The following is a 16,336-nucleotide window of genomic DNA, read 5'->3' on the forward strand; positions in this document are numbered from 1 at the left end:
GTGCGCGATGCATTACGCCGAAAGACGCTTGCGGCCGCGACCGCGGCGAGCGTTCAGAACGGCGCGGCCGCCTTTGGTGGCCATGCGTGCACGGAAACCGTGACGGCGCTTGCGAACAAGCTTGGAGGGCTGATAGGTACGCTTGGTAGCCATGTTATTTAAATACCGCGGAGTGCGGCCCTTCTTGATTTGCGCGTTTTGATTGCCGAACGGCGCTGTGGCCTTCTCCCATAAGAAAATGGCAAGCATCCGGACGTCGGCGGCTTATAAGGGCAAGCGGGCGGAAAAGTCAATTCGGCGCCGCCAGAAAGCTTGTAGCGCAAGCCGTTTAGACTTCAGTCGAACACTTCCTTAAGCTTCACCTCATAAGCTCCGACCTTATTTCGGCTTCGCGACCACTTTGGAGGATGGTGATCGCGGCAAGCTGACCGTGGTGGAGGATGCCAGTGAATATCGGCCGTAAAATCAATCTGCTCGTGGCTTTCGCGAGCCTCATGGCCGCGCTTGTCAGCGGGCTGTCGCTCTATGCTCTTTCCGAGTATCGCAACAAATCGCAGGCCTACGAGGCAGCGGCTTCACGCGCCTATCAGGGTGAGCGGCTGAACCGCCTGGTGACGGCTGTGGTCATGGAAGCGCGCGGTATCTATGCCTCCAAGACCACCGAGGACGCCAAGAAGTTCGGCGACGGCCTCCTCAAGAACCTCGAAGACATGCAGGCCCTGCTTGCGAACTGGGCCACGGTCGTGCCCGAACCCCAACGCGCCGCCTTCGACAAGATGACCGCCCAGGCAAAGGCGTTCGACACATTCCGCTCCGAAACCGTTCGCCTGGCCGCGACGGAAGGCCCGCAGGCCGCCAATACACAGGGTAACAACGAGGCGAACCGCGCCAACCGCAAGGCTTTCCAGGCCGCAATCGACGCGATTGTCGAGGCCGACAAGGCCGAACTCGCTGCGGTGACCGCAAGCCTTGCCAGTTTCTCCGCGATGATCGTACAGGCGGTTCTGGGCCTGACCGCGCTCGGTATCCTCACGGGCACTGCCGCGGGCTTCTATGTCGCCAACAGCCAGATCAGCCGCCCGATCCGCGACATCACTGCGGCCATGCGCGCCGTCGCCGACGGCCACCACAATGCCGCCATTCCCCATGCCGGTCGCCGCGATGAAATCGGCGCCATGGCCGCGGCCGTCGCCGTGTTCCGCGACAATGGCCTCGAGATCGAGCGCCACGGCCACGAGGAAAAGGCAATGCGCGCCCGCAGCGACGATCTTCAGGCCGGTCTTTCCACCGTCGTTGCCGCCGCTGCCAACGGCGATTTCTCCCGCCGCATCGACAAGGTCTATGGCGACGAAAACCTCGACCGCTTCGCCGCCAACGTCAACGGCCTGCTGGCCGGCGTCGAGGACGGCCTTAAGCAGACCAGCGAAGCCGTCGCTTTCCTTGCCAAGGGTGACCTGACCGAAGGCATGCGTGGCGACCTTCGCGGCGCGTTTGCGGAGTTGCAGACCAACTTCAACAGCGCCGTTGCCGAACTGCGTTCCGCGCTTGCGGACGTGCGGGCCGGCACCGGTGGAATCGAGGCGAATGCGAGCGAGTTGCGCCACGCCGCAGACGATCTTTCCAAGCGCACGGAACAGCAGGCCGCCGCTCTGGAGGAAACTTCCGCTGCACTCGACGAAATCACCGTCGTCGTAACGACCTCCACCGATCGGGCCCGCGAGGCCAGCGAAATGGTGGCCGCCGCCAATCGCAGCGCCGCCGAATCCGGCCACATCGTGCGTGATGCGGTTTCCGCCATGGAGCGCATCGAAGCCGCCTCTGACGGCATTACCCAGATTATCAATGTCATTGACGAGATTGCCTTCCAGACCAACCTTCTGGCGCTGAACGCCGGCGTCGAGGCAGCCCGCGCGGGAGAGGCCGGCAAGGGCTTTGCCGTCGTCGCACAGGAAGTGCGCGAACTGGCGCAGCGCTCCGCCACCGCCGCGAAGGATATCAAGGCGCTGATTTCGCGTTCCGGCGAAGCGGTGAAGAGCGGCGTGACACTCGTCCAGCGCACCGGAGAGGCGTTGTCGGAGATCGAGAACCATGTCCAGAAGATCAATGACCGCATCCAGTCCATTGCCACGGCAGCCGGCGAGCAGGCCTCAGGCCTGAAGGAGATCAATGCCGCCATCAATCAGATGGACCAGGTGACCCAGCAGAATGCCGCGATGGTGGAGGAAACTTCCGCCGCGACACACCGTCTTTCTGCCGATGCCGCACAACTGCTGACGCTTGTCGACCGCTTCCGCATCGGCGAGCGCAGCTTTGCAAGGCCCGCCGCCGTGAACCACACGCGGTCGACTCCCGTTGCCTCCCCCGCGCGCCAGATGATGGCCAAGGCGGCGCAGGCCTTCGGCGGTGGACGCCCTGCAAAGGCCGGCGGCGACTGGCAGGAATTCTGAATAACCGCTTTTCATGCGGATGCGGCATCCTCGCCCGGTTTCGGGACTGGAAATCGCCACGAAGCGCTTTAGTATAGGCATGATCATTCGCCGCCGCAGGGAATCCCCTTCGGCGGCGCAATGCCAGAAAGGCACATTCGCGCGATGAAAGACAGAACGGCAGCGGAAGAAGGGCAGGGCGCGGCTGAACGCCTGCCCGGCTTTTTTCGCGGTCTTTCGGGCCGGCTTCTGGCGCTGACCATCGCCTTCATCATGCTGGCCGAAGTGCTGATCTTCGTGCCGTCCGTCGCCTCCATGCGGCTGCGCTGGCTTCAGGACCAGCTTGCCATTGCCGCCGCCGCCGGTGTCGTCATCGACGGGTTGCAGGCCGAACTCCCCCCTTCCGTGCAGGCCGACACGCTGATGGCCACCGGCGCCCGCGCCATCGTGCTGCGCAAGGATGGGACGTCGCGCCTTCTCGCCAAGGCCGAGGACATGCCGAGTGAGGTCGACGGCCATTACGACGTCGGCCACACGCGGGTGATCGCCACCGTCAGCGATGCGCTCGATACCCTGCTATTCGGCGGCGGGCGGCTGATGCGCGTCTACGGCCACGTTGGCGACAGCGACATGACGATCGAACTGATCATGCCCGACGAACCGTTGCGCCGCGCCATGCTGACCTATGCCCGCAACGTGTTCGCGATCTCGCTGATCATTTCGCTGATTACCGCCGGCCTCATCTATGTCGCGATCAACCGCATGATGATTCTCCCGGTACGCCGGCTGACCAACAACATGCGCGATTTCTCCGCCGATCCGAGCGATCCTGCCCGCATCATGGTGCCAGAGGCAGGTGGCGACGAACTGACCATTGCCGGCCAGCATCTCGCCAGCATGCAGACCGAACTGCAGCACACGCTGAAACAGCAGAAGAACCTTGCCGATCTCGGCCTTGCCGTTTCCAAGATCAATCACGACATGCGCAACATTCTTGCCTCGGCCCAGCTCATGTCGGACCGCCTGGTGGATGTGGACGATCCCATGGTGCGCAACTTCGCGCCGAAGCTTCTGCGCACCATAGACCGCGCCGTGGGCTATACGAACGAAGTCCTTTCCTACGGGCAGACCACGGAGGCCGAACCGAAGCGGCGACGCCTGTGCCTGGCGGAAATTGCCCGCGAAGTGCGCGACATTCTCGGCATAGACCCGGCCAGCGGCATCGAGTTCGCAATTGCCATCGAACCCGATCTGGAAGTGGATGCAGATGGCGAACAGCTCTTTCGCATCATCAACAATCTCTGCCGCAATGCCCATCAGGCGCTCGCCTCTCTGACAGCCGATCCCGGTTTGCCGCGCCGGATCACCGTCTCGGCCGAACGGCGCGGCACGGTCGTCGCCATTTCCATCGATGACACCGGCCCCGGCATGCCCGACAAGGCCCGTGAGAACCTGTTCAGGGCGTTTCGCGGCGGCGTCCGCTCCGGCGGCACCGGCCTTGGCCTCGCCATTGCCCGCGAGCTTGTGCTGGCCCATGGCGGCACGATCGCACTGGTGGAGAAATCCGCGCCCGGCACGGAATTTCGCATCGAGATTCCCGACCGTCCGGTATCGCTTGATGACTACCGCCAAAAGCGCATCTAATATTTCGTTTAAAATCAAACACTTGTATTTTTTGTTTCGAAAAAATGTCAGCCTGCGTCGAAATTCGCTTGCAATCGAACCGGCGACGTTTTAGAGGATCGCCACGCCAACGGAACACCGCTGGCAACGCCGAAACGGCACGCACCCGTAGCTCAGCTGGATAGAGCACCAGACTACGAATCTGGGGGTCAGGAGTTCGAATCTCTTCGGGTGCGCCATTCGCTTTCTCTTCAAAAACGAGAACAGTTCGATCCGCGTTTTGCACAGGCAGACGCGGTTTTTGCGTTTCGGGCTCTCCTGCACATATGAAAAAGGCCGCCCTTGCGGAGCGGCCTTGCGACCGGCGCCTTGTGGGCGCCGGCAACTGTTATCGATGGATCAGCCGAAAACCTTGGTCAGGGCCTTGTCGATGGCGTTGGTGATCGCGTCGATGTCGGCGGCGGTGGCGATCAACGCCGGGCTGAGGCACAGCGTGTTATTGAGACCGGGCAGCGAACGATTGGTCGCGCCGATGATGACGCCCTGCGCGAGGCAATCGCCGACCACGGCCTGAACCTTCTTCTCGTCTGCCGGCTCCTTGGTGGCGCGGTCGGCCACGAGTTCGGCGCCGCAGAACAGGCCTGCACCGCGAATGTCGCCGATCACTGCGTGCTTTTCCTTGAGCGCGGCGAGATTGGCCATCAGGCGCTCGCCCATCTTCACGGTGTTTTCGAGCAGGCCCTCATCCTCGATGATGCGCATGTTTTCCAGCGCCGCCGCCGGGCCGGCCGTGCAGCCGCCGAAGGTGGAGATGTCGCGGAAATAGCTCATCGTGTCGTCCGGAGCGTCCTTGAACAGGTCGAAGACGCGCTCGGTGGTGACAGTGCAGGAGATGGCGGCATAGCCGGAGGCAAGGCCCTTGGCCATGGTCACGAAATCGGGCTCGATGCCATAGTTCTGGTAGCCGAACCACTTGCCGGTACGGCCAACGCCGCAGACGACTTCATCGATATGGAGCAGGATTTCGTACTTCTTGCAGATTTCCTGCACGCGCTCCCAATAGCCCTTCGGCGGCACGATGACACCACCGCCAGCCGTGACCGGTTCCAGCACGATGGCGCCGATGGTGTCAGCCCCCTCGCGCAGGATGACTTCCTCGATGGCGTCAGCGGCGCGTTCGCCGTAGTTCTCGACATCCCACTGCTTGCGGTATTCGAGGCAGTGCGGCACGCGCACGAAACCATCCGGATAGGGTCCGTACTGGGCAGCGCGCTGATCCTGGCCGGAGGTGGCGAGCGTGCCGATCGTCGTGCCGTGGTAATCGCGGTCACGGTAGAGGATCTTCCACTTCTTGCCGCCATGGTGACGATGCGCGATCTGGCGCACCATCTTGTAGACCTTCTCGTTGGCCTCGGAACCGGAGTTGGAATAATAGACGCGGCTCATGCCGGGCATCTTGGTCAGAAGCTTTTCAGCGAAAAGGGCGGCAGGCACGTTGCCGCCGGCGCCGGCCCAGTAGTTCAGCTTGATGAGCTGGTCGCGGATGGCGTTTGCAATGGTCTCGCGGCCATAACCGACATTGACCGTCCACACGCCGCCGGAAACGGCATCCAGGAACTCCTGGCCCTTGGCGTCCCAGAGCTTCATTCCGCGTCCTTCAACGAAAACACGGGGATCGATCGTTTCATACTGCTTGTGCTGGCTCAGATGGTGCCAGACATGCTTGCGGTCGGCTTCCACGACGCCGCTGATATCGTTGGGGTTGACGACAGTGTTCATAGCGAGCCTCTTCAAAGGGTCATAGGATGATCCTGAATTAGCACGATATATCGCGATCTGACGGCAAGAAAGTCGTCTGGCTCCGTCGAAAGTGCGCCGTGGCCCAATAAGGCGGCTTCATCAGGCCAGAAGAAGGCCCAGAATACCGCTGACGATCAGCAGGCAACCAAGCAGTTCGCGCAGGTTCAAGCGCTCCTTGAACAGGAACCAGGAGGCCGCGAAGGTGAAGATCAGCTCCACCTGCCCGAGCGCCCGGACATAGGCCACCGGCTGGAGCGCCATGGCCGTGAACCAGCAGGCCGAGCCCAGCACACCGGCAAGCCCCACCAGCGAGGACGAGCGCCAGGAGCGCACAACGCGACCAATCTCGCTACGGTCGGTCGCCAGCATCCAGACGAGCATGTAGACGGTCTGGAAGCCGGTGACGCAGACAAGCGTCACCGCCGCCTGCATGATCGGGTTCGGCCCGTCGAGTGCAAGAGCTGCGCTGCGATAGGCAACAGCGGAAATGCCGAAGATGCCGCCCGAGGCGATACCGATCAGCGCCGTGCGTCCTGTGAGCGAGGTCAGCAGGCTTTTCGGCGAGAGCGGCGAGCGCGCCATGGAGATCAGCATCACGCCGAAGACGCCGACGAGGATGGCCAGAACGGCGCCGGTCGTCAGCTTCTCGCCCAGAAGCACGAAGCCGAACAGAGCGGCCTGCACGGGCTCCGTCTTGGAATAGGCGGTGCCGACGGCAAAGTTTCGCAGCGAAAAAAGGTGGACCAGCAATATGGTGGCATAGATCTGGGCCAAGCCGCCAATGACCGCCCACAGCGCGAAGCGTCCGCTCAGCGCGGGAAAGGCATAGCCGATCACACCATGCAGAAACGAGACGTAGAGAATTGCAATCGGGAAGCCGAAGCCGAAGCGCACGAAGCTTGCTCCGCGCGTGCCGAGCGAGGAGCGCAGGCGTTTTTGAAGGGCCGAACGCAGGTTCTGCAGGAAGGCGGCGGCGATGGTGATGGGGATCCAGAGTTCCATGGCCTGCGGTAGCATGACAAGCGCCGGATCGAAAGCTCATCGGGCCAAACGTTCGTACCTTTTCTTTTGCAGGCAGCCGGTGCATAAAGCGCCCATGACCCAGCTCACCAATGTCCCGAACCCCGCCGATTTCTCCCATGTCCGGGACTGGGTGTTCGACCTAGACAACACGCTTTATCCGCATCGGGTCAATCTCTTCGCGCAGATCGACCGGAACATGACAGCGTTTGTTTCGGAGCTTCTGCAGGTGGATGGCGTCGAGGCCAAGAAGCTGCAGAAGCAGTATTATCTGGAGCATGGCACGACGCTGAAGGGGCTGATGATCCACCACAAGGTGGATCCCGACGCCTTCCTTCAAAAGGCGCACTCCATCGATTACTCGCCACTGATACCGCACCCGGAGCTGGGCGAAGCCATCAAGGCGCTTCCCGGCCGCAAATTCATCTTCACCAATGGCAGCGTGCCCCATGCCGAAGCGACAGCGCGGGCGCTCGGCATTCTCGAGCATTTCGATGACATCTTCGACATCGTGGCGGCGGATTACGTGCCGAAGCCGGCGGGCGAAACCTATGACAAGTTCGTGGCGCTGAACCGCGTCGATACGAACCGCGCCGCCATGTTCGAGGATCTGCCGCGCAATCTGAAGGCGCCGAAGGAACGCGGCATGAAGACCGTGCTGATCGTTCCGAACAATCTGGGCGAAACGGTTCTCGAAAGCTGGGAATATGCCGGCTCCGAAGACGATCATATCGACTATCTGACGGAAGATCTGGAACACTTTCTGACGGCGCTGAACAGGGCCCTCTGACCGTCAAAACTTACCAAAGTTTCATCTACCTTACCGTCCTTTAAGTGGTGGTTGGGCCTTGGCGGGCGTAATTTCTTCTCATCAACAACCGAGAGGAAGAGATATGAACGCCAAGAAGATCGCCATCGCCGCCCTGGGCAGCCTGCTGCTGGTCGGCGGCATCGCTCACGCCGCGCCCTGGGGTGATCGCGACGGGCGCCCCGGCCCGGGAATGATGGGCCCGATGGGTCATGGTCCGCATGGTGGCATGCGTGGCGACGTCGCATTCGTGCGTATGCTCAAGCTTGCCGATGCCGACAAGGACGGCAAGGTGACGAAGGCCGAAGCCGATGCCGGCTTCCTGAAGATTTTCGACACGATCGACACCGACAAGAACGGTTCTGTGACGCCGGGCGAATTTCGCACCTATGCCGAGGCCCGTATGGAAGAGTTCCGCAAGAACAATCCTCCGCCGGCTGGCGACAAGGAACAGGCCATGAACGAGAATGGCCCCGGTGACGATCGCCGCGGCCCGACGCCGAGGGATGGCGAAGGACCGCGCGGCTGGAAGCATCATGCCGAGCGGGGTGAAGGCCGCGGCTGGTTCGGCAAGGACAAGGGCGACGAGCCCCGTCCGATGCGCGCCTCCTTCATGCTGCGCCAGGCCGATACCGACGAAAACGGTCAGGTGAGTCGCGATGAAGCCAAGGCGCTCGGTGACAAGATCTTCGCCCGCCTCGACGTCAACAAGGATGGTGTTATCTCCATCGACGACCTGCCGGACCGTCCGTTCCCCTGACGGTCGTGCCATCTGCCGGGAAAAGCCCCATGTTCCCGGCATGACGTGCCTGAACGCCGCCCCTGTTCAGGCGTGCCTGCAGTCGGTCAGCTTCCCGCCAGGGAAGCTGACCGACTGAGCATTTCTCGCTTTCGTTTGTCGTTCGAAAAGCCGGTACCCCACTTTTCCTGACAAACGCAAAAGAGCGTCCCGCCTCACGCCTGCCCCATCCCGTGGGGCGGGCGCTCTTGTTGGCGGGATATGATCGGGCTCAACCGTCGATATTGTAGAAATCCGAAACGACCCTCCAGCCCTCGTCGGCGGTTTCCGCAAAACTGATAAGGTCCATGTCCTCGGGCGCGATGGTGCCGAACTCGGCCAACGCCTCGAAATTGACGATCCGGCGCCAGAAGGCCTCGCCGAACAGGATGAGCGGAATGCGCTCCATGCGGCCGGTCTGGATCATCGTCAGCGCTTCGAAGAGTTCATCCAGCGTGCCGAAACCGCCGGGGAAGACGGTGATCGCCTTGGCACGCTTGAGGAAGTGCATCTTGCGAATGGCGAAATAGTGGAAGTTGAAGGACAGTTCCGGCGTCACGAACTGGTTCGGGGACTGTTCGTGCGGCAGCACGATGTTGAGGCCGATGGTCGGCGCACCGACTTCCGCCGCCCCCTTGTTGCCAGCTTCCATGACGCCCGGGCCACCGCCTGTCACGACGACGAACTCCTCGAAATCGGATTTGCGGGCATAGTCAGAGCACATGCGCGCGAACTTGCGCGCCTCTTCATAATAGTGGGACGCGCCCTCAAGGCTGGCGCGCTGGGCCGGGTTGCGTGCCGCCCAGGCTTCCGCGCCGGGGGCGGGAATGCGCGCACCACCGAAGATCACGATGGTCGAGCGGATGTTCAACTCGGCCAGCGTCATGTCCACCTTCATCAATTCCAGTTGAAGGCGAACCGACTGAAGTTCGGGACGCAACAGAAAATCGGTATCTGTATAGGCAAGACGATAGGTGGGCGAAAGCGTTTGCGGGGTCTTCGGAACGCCCTCGGCGCGGCGCTTGTCGCTTGCGCTGTTCTTCAACGGGTCCCAGCGGCGGGATACCTTGTGCCCGCCCGCCTTTTCACTCTTCGCCATGCCATCCTCGCTTTCCGTTCGGCCCGGCCATCCGGGGCGGACAAGCGCATTGACGCCCGCCCGGCTCTCCCTTAGACCAATCGCATCTTTGCGCCAGCCACCCTGACGATAGCCAGAAAATATTTAAGGAAAGCCATGACCACGGATCTCGCCTCCCTCGAAAAGATCATCGAAACCGCATTCGACAATCGCGACGCGGTGAACACGGGCACCAAGGGTGAGATCCGCGATGCCGTCGAAGCCTCGCTCGAACTGCTCGACAGCGGCAAGGCGCGCGTCGCCTCGCGCGGTGAAGACGGCGTCTGGACGGTTCACCAGTGGCTGAAGAAGGCCGTGCTGCTTTCCTTCCGCCTGAACGACATGGAAGTGGTCAAGGGCGGTCCCGGTGCCTCCACCTGGTGGGACAAGGTGCCGTCGAAGTTCGAAGGCTGGGGCGAGGACGAGTTCCGCGCGGCCGGTTTCCGCGCTGTGCCGAACGCCGTTGCCCGTCGCTCGGCCTACATCGCCAAGAACGTCGTGCTGATGCCCTCCTTCGTCAATCTCGGCGCCTATGTCGATGAAGGCACGATGGTCGATACCTGGGCCACCGTCGGCTCCTGCGCCCAGATCGGCAAAAACGTCCACCTCTCCGGCGGCGTCGGCATTGGCGGCGTGCTGGAGCCGATGCAGGCCGGCCCGACCATCATCGAAGACAATTGCTTCATCGGCGCGCGCTCGGAAGTGGTCGAAGGCTGCATCATCCGCGAAGGTTCCGTGCTCAGCATGGGCGTCTATATCGGCAAGTCCACCAAGATCGTCGATCGCGCCACAGGCGAGATCTTCTATGGCGAAGTGCCGGCCTATTCCGTGGTCGTGCCGGGCAGCCTGCCGGGCAAGCCCTTCCCGAACGGCGAGCCGGGCCCGAGCCTCTATTGCGCCGTGATCGTCAAGCGTGTGGATGCCAAGACCCGCTCCACCACCGGCATCAACGAGTTGCTGCGCGCCTGATACCCCTCTCACCGGCCGGATCGTTCCGGCCGGTTTTCTTTCCGGACCTGAAACCATGACCACGACCGATCCCGTAGCCAATCTCCAGACCCTCATTCGCTGCCCGTCCGTGACACCCGCCGAAGGCGGCGCGCTGGCCGCGCTCGAGGCCATGCTCGCACCGCTCGGCTTTGCGGTGGAGCGCATGGTGGCCCGCGAGGACGGCACGCCGGATGTGGAAAATCTCTATGCCCGGCTGGGCTCGGACGGTCCGCACCTGATGTTTGCCGGTCACACCGATGTCGTGCCGCCGGGCGACGAAACCGCCTGGACGCACCCGCCCTTCTCCGCCGTCATCGACGGCACCGAGCTTTTCGGGCGGGGCGCTGTCGATATGAAGGGCGGCATTGCCTGCTTCGTGGCGGCGGTTGCCCGCGTCATCGAAAAGCAGGGCGCACCGAAGGGATCGCTTTCGTTTCTCATCACCGGCGACGAGGAAGGCCCGTCGATCAACGGCACCGAAAAGCTCTTGAAATGGGCCGAGGAGCGCGGTGAGCGGTGGGATGCCTGCCTCGTCGGCGAACCAACCAACCCCGATGCGCTTGGCGACATGATCAAGATCGGCCGGCGCGGTTCGCTGTCGGGCTACATCACGGTCGAGGGCGTGCAGGGTCATGTCGCCTACCCGCATCTCGCGGACAATCCGCTGCGCGGCCTGCTGCAACTGACCCATGCGTTGCTCGATCCGCCGTTCGACCACGGCACGGACCATTTCCCGCCGTCGAACCTCGAAGTGACCTCAATCGACACAGGCAACAAGGCCGTCAACGTCATTCCGGCCCGTGCCAGCGCCGCCTTCAACATCCGTTTCAGCGATGTGTGGAACGAGGCCAGCCTCAAGGCCGAGATCATGCGCCGCCTCGACGGCGCCGCAGCCACCGGGCCCCTGCGTTCGGGCCGCGCGCCGGTGAACTACACGATCACCTGGCCCGAGCGGGTGGGACAGGTGTTCCTGACCCGCAACGACGCGCTGATTTCCTCGCTTTCGGCGGCAATCAATGCCGTGACCGGCAAGCAACCGGTGCTTTCGACCACCGGCGGGACCTCGGATGCACGCTTCATCAAGAATTATTGCCCGGTGGTGGAGTTCGGCCTCGTTGGCCAGACCATGCACAAGATCGACGAGCGCGTCGCTGTCGCCGATCTGGAGAAGCTGACTGAAATCTACCAGAGCTTCATCGAAAGCTGGTTCGAGCATGCCGGGGATTGACGAGGTTCGCTTCTATCTGCGGGGACTGGTGCTGCTTGCCCGGCACGACCCTCAGGGTTTCCGGTTCCTCGACCTGACGGATCGGGGCATGATGCGCTCCTTCTGGGCGATCGTCTGGTGCCTGCCGGCCATGATCATTTCCTGGTTGTGGCGGCGAATGCTGTTCATGGATGGCATGCCGGACGGGTTCCGGCTCGGCTGGATCTTCTATTTCCGCCTCGGGCTGGTCGAAGCCGCAAGCTGGATCTTCCCGCTGGTGATCGTCGGACTGATGCTCTTTGCGCTCGGTGCCAGCCGCTTTCTTCCGGCCGTGGTCACGATCAACAACTGGCTCGCGGTTCCCTTTTCCTACGCCTACACCGCCCTGCTCATCTTGCTGGTGTTCGTGCCCGGCGCAGTGGGGCTGGTGTCGCTGCTGCAACTCGTTCTGGTGCTGATGCTCGTCACCATGCTGTTTCGCATTCTCTACATCATCTGCGAAAAGCAAAATCTGATGGCGGGAACGCTGACGATGCTGCTGCTCGTGCCTTCGCTTCTGCTGGCCGACTGGCTGCAACGGTTTCTGGGCATCTACCCGCTATAACGCCGCCAGTCAGCCGTCGTAATCAACCTGCATGAAATAAAGCCCTTCAGGCGGAGCGACCGGGCCGCAATATTTGCGGTCACGGGCCTCAAGGGCGGCCTGAACATCATCGGGCGTCATCTTGCCCTCGCCTGCCAGCTTCAGCGTGCCGGCAAAGGAGCGGATCTGGTTGTGCAGAAAGCTCTGCGCCGTGGCGCGGATCTCGATGCGATCACCATCGCGGGTCACATCCAGCCGGTCGAGTGTGCGGACCGGGCTGTTGGCCTGGCAATGGGCCGAGCGGAAGGTGGAGAAATCATGCTTGCCGATCAATCGCTGGGCGGCGGCGTGCATGGCTTCGTGATCGAGGTGCTTCGGCACCCACCACGCCCGGTTCGCCTCGATGGCAAGGCGCGCTGGGCGGTTGATGATGCGATAGAGATAATGCCGGCGCAGCGCCGAAAAGCGGGCATCGAACTCCGGCCCGACCGCCTTCACATCAAGCACCGAGACCTGTTCGTTCGCAAGGGCCAGGTGAGCGTTCAGCGCATTGCGCAGCTTGTATTCCTTCCACTCGCGGGAAAGATCGGCATGGATGACCTGACCGAGCGCATGGACGCCGGAATCGGTTCGCCCCGCGCCGCGGATTGTCACCGTCTCGCCTGTCAGGGAAAGAATGCCGCCTTCCAGCGCCGACTGTACGGAATGACCGTTTTCCTGCCGCTGCCAGCCGACATAGGCCGTTCCGTCATATTCGACGACCATGCGATAACGCGGCATCAGGAAAGCCTCGTGCCAGCGGGAACCGGCGTGCCACGCAGGAAGTCCTCCGCCGACAGCGGCTTGCCGCCAGCCTTTTGCAGCCTCACTAAACGGACGGCCCCTGCCCCGCAGGCAATCGTCAGCGGTGCTTCGGCCAGAACCTCGCCCACCGCGCCTTCACCGGCGCCAAGCGTCGAGGCCAGCACCTTGACCCGCTCGACCTTGCCATTGATCTCCAGTTCGAACCATGCGCCGGGGAACGGGGCCAGACCGCGAATATGGTTGTGAACCTCAACGGCTGGCCTGGAGAAATCGATGCGCGTTTCTTCCTTGGAGATTTTGGCAGCGTAGAGAATGCCCTCTTCCGGCTGGGGCGTGAGCGGTAAATCGCCGGCCTCAAGCTTTGCCATGGCCTCGACCATGGAACCGGCGGCCACTTCGCACAGGGCATCGTGCAACTCGCCCGCCGTCATGTCGGGTCCGAAAACGACCTCACGCGTCAGCGCAACGGGGCCGGTGTCGAGCCCCTTGTCCATCTTCATCACCATCATGCCGGTCTTTGCATCGCCGGCCATAATGGCGCGCTGAATGGGGGCGGCACCGCGCCAGCGCGGCAGAAGCGAAGCGTGGCCATTATAGCAGCCAAGCCGCGTCCCGGTCAGGATCGATTCGGGCAGAAGCAGGCCATAGGCGACGACGACGGCGACATCGGCGTTCAACGCGCGAAAGCGTTCACGATCATCCTCGGCCTTGAAATTGAGCGGGGTGAAAACCGGAAGGCCCAGCGCTTCGGCAGCGCGATGCACCGGCGACGGCACGGCCTCAAGCCCGCGTCGTCCGCCCGGACGCGGCGGCTGGGTGTAGACGGCAACAATCTCGTGACCGGCCCTGGCCAGCGCTTCGAGAACCGGAACGGAAAAATCCGGCGTGCCCATGAAGACGATACGGAGCGTCATGACGGCGGTTCCCCTATTTCAGCGCATAAAGCTTGTCGCGCAAAAGTGTGCGGCGGTTTTGCGATGACGACATGCCACAAAACAACAACTTAAAGCGCGGATCGCCAATCCTGAAGATCGCGACGTGCTTTAAAGGATGCGCCGCGACAATCAGACCTTCGCCTTGGAGGCCTTGGTGAACTTGCGGATCACCATGTCGCGCTTCAGACGCGAGATATGATCGATGAACAGCACGCCGTTCAGGTGGTCGATCTCGTGCTGCAGGCAGGTGGCCAGCAACCCGTCGGCCTTCAACGTCTGCTCCTTGCCGGCACGATCGAGGAAGCGCACGGTGACCTCGGCGGGACGCTCCACCTCGGCATAGTAATCGGGGATCGAAAGGCAGCCTTCCTCATAGACCGAAAGCTGGTCAGAAGCGGCGACGATTTCCGGATTGATGACGACGAGCGGCTGCTTTTCCTCACCCTCGCGCGAAACGTCAATGACCAGCATCCGGCGCGGCACCGCCACCTGAATGGCGGCAAGGCCGATGCCGGGAGCATCATACATCGTGGCGAGCATGTCGTCCGCCAGCGTCAGAATGTCGGAATCGATCCGCTCCACGGGCTTCGACACCTCGCGCAGCAGCGGATCCGGAAGAATGATAAGGGGTTTGATCGTCATAGGGTCCCTTAGCGCATCTTGCCGCACGAGGGAATAATCAGGATCGCCCGGCGCATGAAAATTTTGGCGGCAGGCCGATCCCCCTCAGGCTGCCGAGCGACGGCTGGCTTCGCTGTATACGACGGCGTTGGGATCACGCACCCGTTCACGGGTCTTGAAGTCGCGCAACATGTCCACCAACCGGTCGACCTGTCCACGCAGACCATTCGTTTCGCCAGATGTTTTCTCGACCATCGCGGCATTCTGCTGGGTGATCGTATCCATGTTGCGGATCGCGACATTGACTTCACTGACGCCAATGGCCTGATCGCGGGCCGCGGAAGCAATGCCGGTAACGATCTGGTTGATCGAGTCGATCCGTTCGATCATGCCGGTCAGGGCCTGGCCGGTCGTACTGACGAGATCGACACCTTCCTGCACCTGCGTCGAGCTTTGCTCGATCAGGGTCTTGATCTCCTTGGCAGCGTCGGCCGAGCGTTGGGCTAGCTGGCGCACTTCCTGCGCAACGACCGCAAAACCCTTGCCGGCTTCACCGGCGCGCGCAGCCTCGACACCCGCATTCAAAGCCAGCAGGTTGGTCTGGAAGGCAATATCGTCGATCACGCCGATGATCTTGTAGACTTCGGAGGACGAATTCTCGATCTCGGCCATGGCGGAAACGGCCTTGGTGACAACCACGCCGGAGTTTCGGGCCGCCGTCTGCGTGTCGCGTACGACCTTGGAAGCCTGTTCGGCGCTCTGCGCCGTTTGACCGACGCTGATGGAAAGCTGCTGGAGCGCGGCTGAACTCTCTTCCACGCCTGCCGCCTGCTGGGCGGTGCGCAATGAAAGATCGTCCACGGCGGAAGCGATGGCATCCGCACGACCAAGGATTTCGCGGGACGTCTGGCGAACGCCGGCAAAGGACCGACGCAACCCTTCGAGCGTCATATTATAGTTGGCCGCCATTTCCTGGAAATTTTCCGGCAGGTCGGTGGTCATCGGCGTTTCGAAATCGCCGCTGGCTAGGGCTTCAAGACCCGCGCGCAGCGTATCGAGCGCGAGCTTCTGATCCGCTTCGAGCTTGAGCCGTACGGCTTCTGCCGTCTTGCGCTCGGTTTCCAGCGCTTCGATATAGGTGGAAATGGAATAATCCATGTCGATATTGGCAGCCTTGACGATCGCCACAATCTTCTCGGCGAGACGCCGGGCATGCTGCTTGCCGAAGAAGAAAGGCCAGTGCTTGTCAAGGACAGCGTGCACGAGGCCGGCGACGACGAGCGAATAGGCGCCGATATACCACTGCGGCTCGAGACCGATGCGGGCATGTGTCTTGCCGATCATGGTGACGCTGCGAACATAATCCATGTCCAGTTCAGCGCCTGCCAACCGCTCCCAATGCTTTTCCTGCAGCCCCTTGGCCGCGTTCATATGCGTCTTGTCACGGAAGAACCTGCTGAGCGCAGGAACCTTGGAAACCTTGTTGTAGAAGTATTCGAGCGTGCCGCCAATGTGTTCGCGGATCGTCGGTTGTATCTCGCGCAGGGTCTGACGCGTATTGGCATCGAATTCAATGAAGTCGAGACGCTCGCTTAACGCTTTTTCAGCTTCACCGGCCATCGAC

Annotated in this window: 15 protein-coding genes and 1 tRNA gene; 8 read left to right on the forward strand and 8 right to left on the reverse strand. The window is 62.1% G+C overall.

Features of this window, described 5'->3' with window-relative positions:
* Nucleotides 1–12: 12 nt before the first annotated feature.
* Nucleotides 13–153, reverse strand: a complete 141-nt coding sequence (gene rpmH / locus GGQ66_RS00470; protein ID WP_183788305.1) for a 50S ribosomal protein L34 — start codon at nt 151–153, stop codon at nt 13–15.
* A 293-nt stretch (nt 154–446) separates the two neighbouring features.
* Between rpmH and GGQ66_RS00475 the strand changes: the two genes are divergently transcribed.
* From GGQ66_RS00475 to GGQ66_RS00485, 3 genes are all read left to right on the forward strand, one after another.
* Nucleotides 447–2,447 (forward strand): methyl-accepting chemotaxis protein, encoded by a 2,001-nt coding sequence (locus tag GGQ66_RS00475; RefSeq protein WP_183788307.1) that lies wholly within the window; start codon nt 447–449, stop codon nt 2,445–2,447.
* Between the two features lie 144 nt (nt 2,448–2,591).
* Nucleotides 2,592–4,070, forward strand: a complete 1,479-nt coding sequence (locus GGQ66_RS00480; RefSeq protein WP_237358748.1) for a sensor histidine kinase — start codon at nt 2,592–2,594, stop codon at nt 4,068–4,070.
* A 141-nt stretch (nt 4,071–4,211) separates the two neighbouring features.
* Nucleotides 4,212–4,288, forward strand: a tRNA-Arg gene (locus GGQ66_RS00485).
* A gap of 160 nt (nt 4,289–4,448) precedes the next feature.
* Here the strand turns inward: GGQ66_RS00485 and tpa are convergent.
* Together tpa and GGQ66_RS00495 are read right to left on the reverse strand one after the other, a co-directional pair.
* A complete protein-coding gene (gene tpa, locus GGQ66_RS00490) occupies nt 4,449–5,828 on the reverse strand; it encodes a hypotaurine--pyruvate aminotransferase Tpa (protein WP_183788312.1) in 1,380 nt (459 codons plus the stop codon).
* Nucleotides 5,829–5,948: 120 nt separating this feature from the next.
* On the reverse strand, nt 5,949–6,851 hold the full coding sequence (locus tag GGQ66_RS00495; RefSeq protein WP_183788869.1) for an EamA family transporter: 903 nt from the start codon (nt 6,849–6,851) through the stop codon (nt 5,949–5,951).
* Between the two features lie 94 nt (nt 6,852–6,945).
* Between GGQ66_RS00495 and GGQ66_RS00500 the strand changes: the two genes are divergently transcribed.
* Both GGQ66_RS00500 and GGQ66_RS00505 read left to right on the forward strand, forming a co-directional pair.
* Entirely contained in the window at nt 6,946–7,659 is a 714-nt protein-coding gene (locus GGQ66_RS00500) for a pyrimidine 5'-nucleotidase (protein ID WP_183788314.1), read from the forward strand.
* Between the two features lie 103 nt (nt 7,660–7,762).
* Nucleotides 7,763–8,437 (forward strand): calcium-binding protein, encoded by a 675-nt coding sequence (locus tag GGQ66_RS00505; protein ID WP_183788316.1) that lies wholly within the window; start codon nt 7,763–7,765, stop codon nt 8,435–8,437.
* 250 nt (nt 8,438–8,687) lie between these two features.
* Here the strand turns inward: GGQ66_RS00505 and GGQ66_RS00510 are convergent, their stop codons facing one another.
* The gene (locus GGQ66_RS00510; protein ID WP_183788318.1) at nt 8,688–9,554 is read right to left on the reverse strand and encodes an LOG family protein; all 867 of its coding nucleotides are present in this window, start codon (nt 9,552–9,554) and stop codon (nt 8,688–8,690) included.
* A 135-nt stretch (nt 9,555–9,689) separates the two neighbouring features.
* On the opposite strand from GGQ66_RS00510, the gene dapD reads away from it, so the two are divergent.
* Genes dapD through GGQ66_RS00525 form a run of 3 tightly spaced genes read left to right on the forward strand, consistent with a single transcriptional unit; the run spans nt 9,690 to nt 12,373 of the window.
* On the forward strand, nt 9,690–10,541 hold the full coding sequence (gene dapD, locus GGQ66_RS00515) for a 2,3,4,5-tetrahydropyridine-2,6-dicarboxylate N-succinyltransferase (RefSeq protein ID WP_183788320.1): 852 nt from the start codon (nt 9,690–9,692) through the stop codon (nt 10,539–10,541).
* A 55-nt stretch (nt 10,542–10,596) separates the two neighbouring features.
* Nucleotides 10,597–11,790 (forward strand): succinyl-diaminopimelate desuccinylase, encoded by a 1,194-nt coding sequence (gene dapE / locus GGQ66_RS00520; RefSeq protein WP_183788322.1) that lies wholly within the window; start codon nt 10,597–10,599, stop codon nt 11,788–11,790.
* Nucleotides 11,777–12,373 (forward strand): hypothetical protein, encoded by a 597-nt coding sequence (locus tag GGQ66_RS00525; protein WP_183788324.1) that lies wholly within the window; start codon nt 11,777–11,779, stop codon nt 12,371–12,373. The genes dapE and GGQ66_RS00525 overlap by 14 nt, the downstream gene beginning before the upstream one ends.
* Before the next feature lie 9 nt (nt 12,374–12,382).
* Here GGQ66_RS00525 and truA read toward each other — a convergent pair whose 3' ends face one another.
* The 4 genes from truA to GGQ66_RS00545 all read right to left on the reverse strand — a co-directional run bounded on the left by truA (nt 12,383) and on the right by GGQ66_RS00545 (nt 16,332).
* Nucleotides 12,383–13,132 (reverse strand): tRNA pseudouridine(38-40) synthase TruA, encoded by a 750-nt coding sequence (truA, locus tag GGQ66_RS00530; protein ID WP_183788326.1) that lies wholly within the window; start codon nt 13,130–13,132, stop codon nt 12,383–12,385.
* Nucleotides 13,132–14,070: a methionyl-tRNA formyltransferase gene (fmt, locus tag GGQ66_RS00535; protein WP_183788328.1), complete on the reverse strand. Its 939-nt coding sequence runs from the start codon at nt 14,068–14,070 to the stop codon at nt 13,132–13,134. Before fmt ends, truA begins: the two co-directional genes overlap by 1 nt.
* Before the next feature lie 150 nt (nt 14,071–14,220).
* Nucleotides 14,221–14,733 carry a peptide deformylase gene (def, locus tag GGQ66_RS00540; RefSeq protein ID WP_183788329.1) on the reverse strand — a complete coding sequence of 171 codons (513 nt, stop codon included), beginning with the start codon at nt 14,731–14,733 and terminating at the stop codon, nt 14,221–14,223.
* 84 nt (nt 14,734–14,817) lie between these two features.
* Nucleotides 14,818–16,332: a globin-coupled sensor protein gene (locus GGQ66_RS00545; RefSeq protein WP_183788331.1), complete on the reverse strand. Its 1,515-nt coding sequence runs from the start codon at nt 16,330–16,332 to the stop codon at nt 14,818–14,820.
* Between the last annotated feature and the right edge of the window lie 4 nt (nt 16,333–16,336).

Source organism: Allorhizobium borbori (genome assembly GCF_014196535.1).
In the GTDB taxonomy this organism is placed as follows: domain Bacteria; phylum Pseudomonadota; class Alphaproteobacteria; order Rhizobiales; family Rhizobiaceae; genus Ectorhizobium; species Ectorhizobium borbori.

Bases quoted from the DNA above. Each gene is read 5' to 3' on its own strand.
- rpmH (WP_183788305.1), bottom strand. From the start codon at position 153: ATGGCTACCAAGCGTACCTATCAGCCCTCCAAGCTTGTTCGCAAGCGC.
- GGQ66_RS00480 (WP_237358748.1), top strand. From the start codon at position 2,592: ATGAAAGACAGAACGGCAGCGGAAGAAGGGCAGGGCGCGGCTGAACGC.
- tpa (WP_183788312.1), bottom strand. From the start codon at position 5,828: ATGAACACTGTCGTCAACCCCAACGATATCAGCGGCGTCGTGGAAGCC.
- GGQ66_RS00495 (WP_183788869.1), bottom strand. From the start codon at position 6,851: ATGGAACTCTGGATCCCCATCACCATCGCCGCCGCCTTCCTGCAGAAC.
- GGQ66_RS00500 (WP_183788314.1), top strand. From the start codon at position 6,946: ATGACCCAGCTCACCAATGTCCCGAACCCCGCCGATTTCTCCCATGTC.
- GGQ66_RS00505 (WP_183788316.1), top strand. From the start codon at position 7,763: ATGAACGCCAAGAAGATCGCCATCGCCGCCCTGGGCAGCCTGCTGCTG.
- GGQ66_RS00510 (WP_183788318.1), bottom strand. From the start codon at position 9,554: ATGGCGAAGAGTGAAAAGGCGGGCGGGCACAAGGTATCCCGCCGCTGG.
- dapD (WP_183788320.1), top strand. From the start codon at position 9,690: ATGACCACGGATCTCGCCTCCCTCGAAAAGATCATCGAAACCGCATTC.
- dapE (WP_183788322.1), top strand. From the start codon at position 10,597: ATGACCACGACCGATCCCGTAGCCAATCTCCAGACCCTCATTCGCTGC.
- GGQ66_RS00525 (WP_183788324.1), top strand. From the start codon at position 11,777: ATGCCGGGGATTGACGAGGTTCGCTTCTATCTGCGGGGACTGGTGCTG.
- truA (WP_183788326.1), bottom strand. From the start codon at position 13,132: ATGCCGCGTTATCGCATGGTCGTCGAATATGACGGAACGGCCTATGTC.
- fmt (WP_183788328.1), bottom strand. From the start codon at position 14,070: ATGACGCTCCGTATCGTCTTCATGGGCACGCCGGATTTTTCCGTTCCG.
- def (WP_183788329.1), bottom strand. From the start codon at position 14,733: ATGACGATCAAACCCCTTATCATTCTTCCGGATCCGCTGCTGCGCGAG.
- GGQ66_RS00545 (WP_183788331.1), bottom strand. From the start codon at position 16,332: ATGGCCGGTGAAGCTGAAAAAGCGTTAAGCGAGCGTCTCGACTTCATT.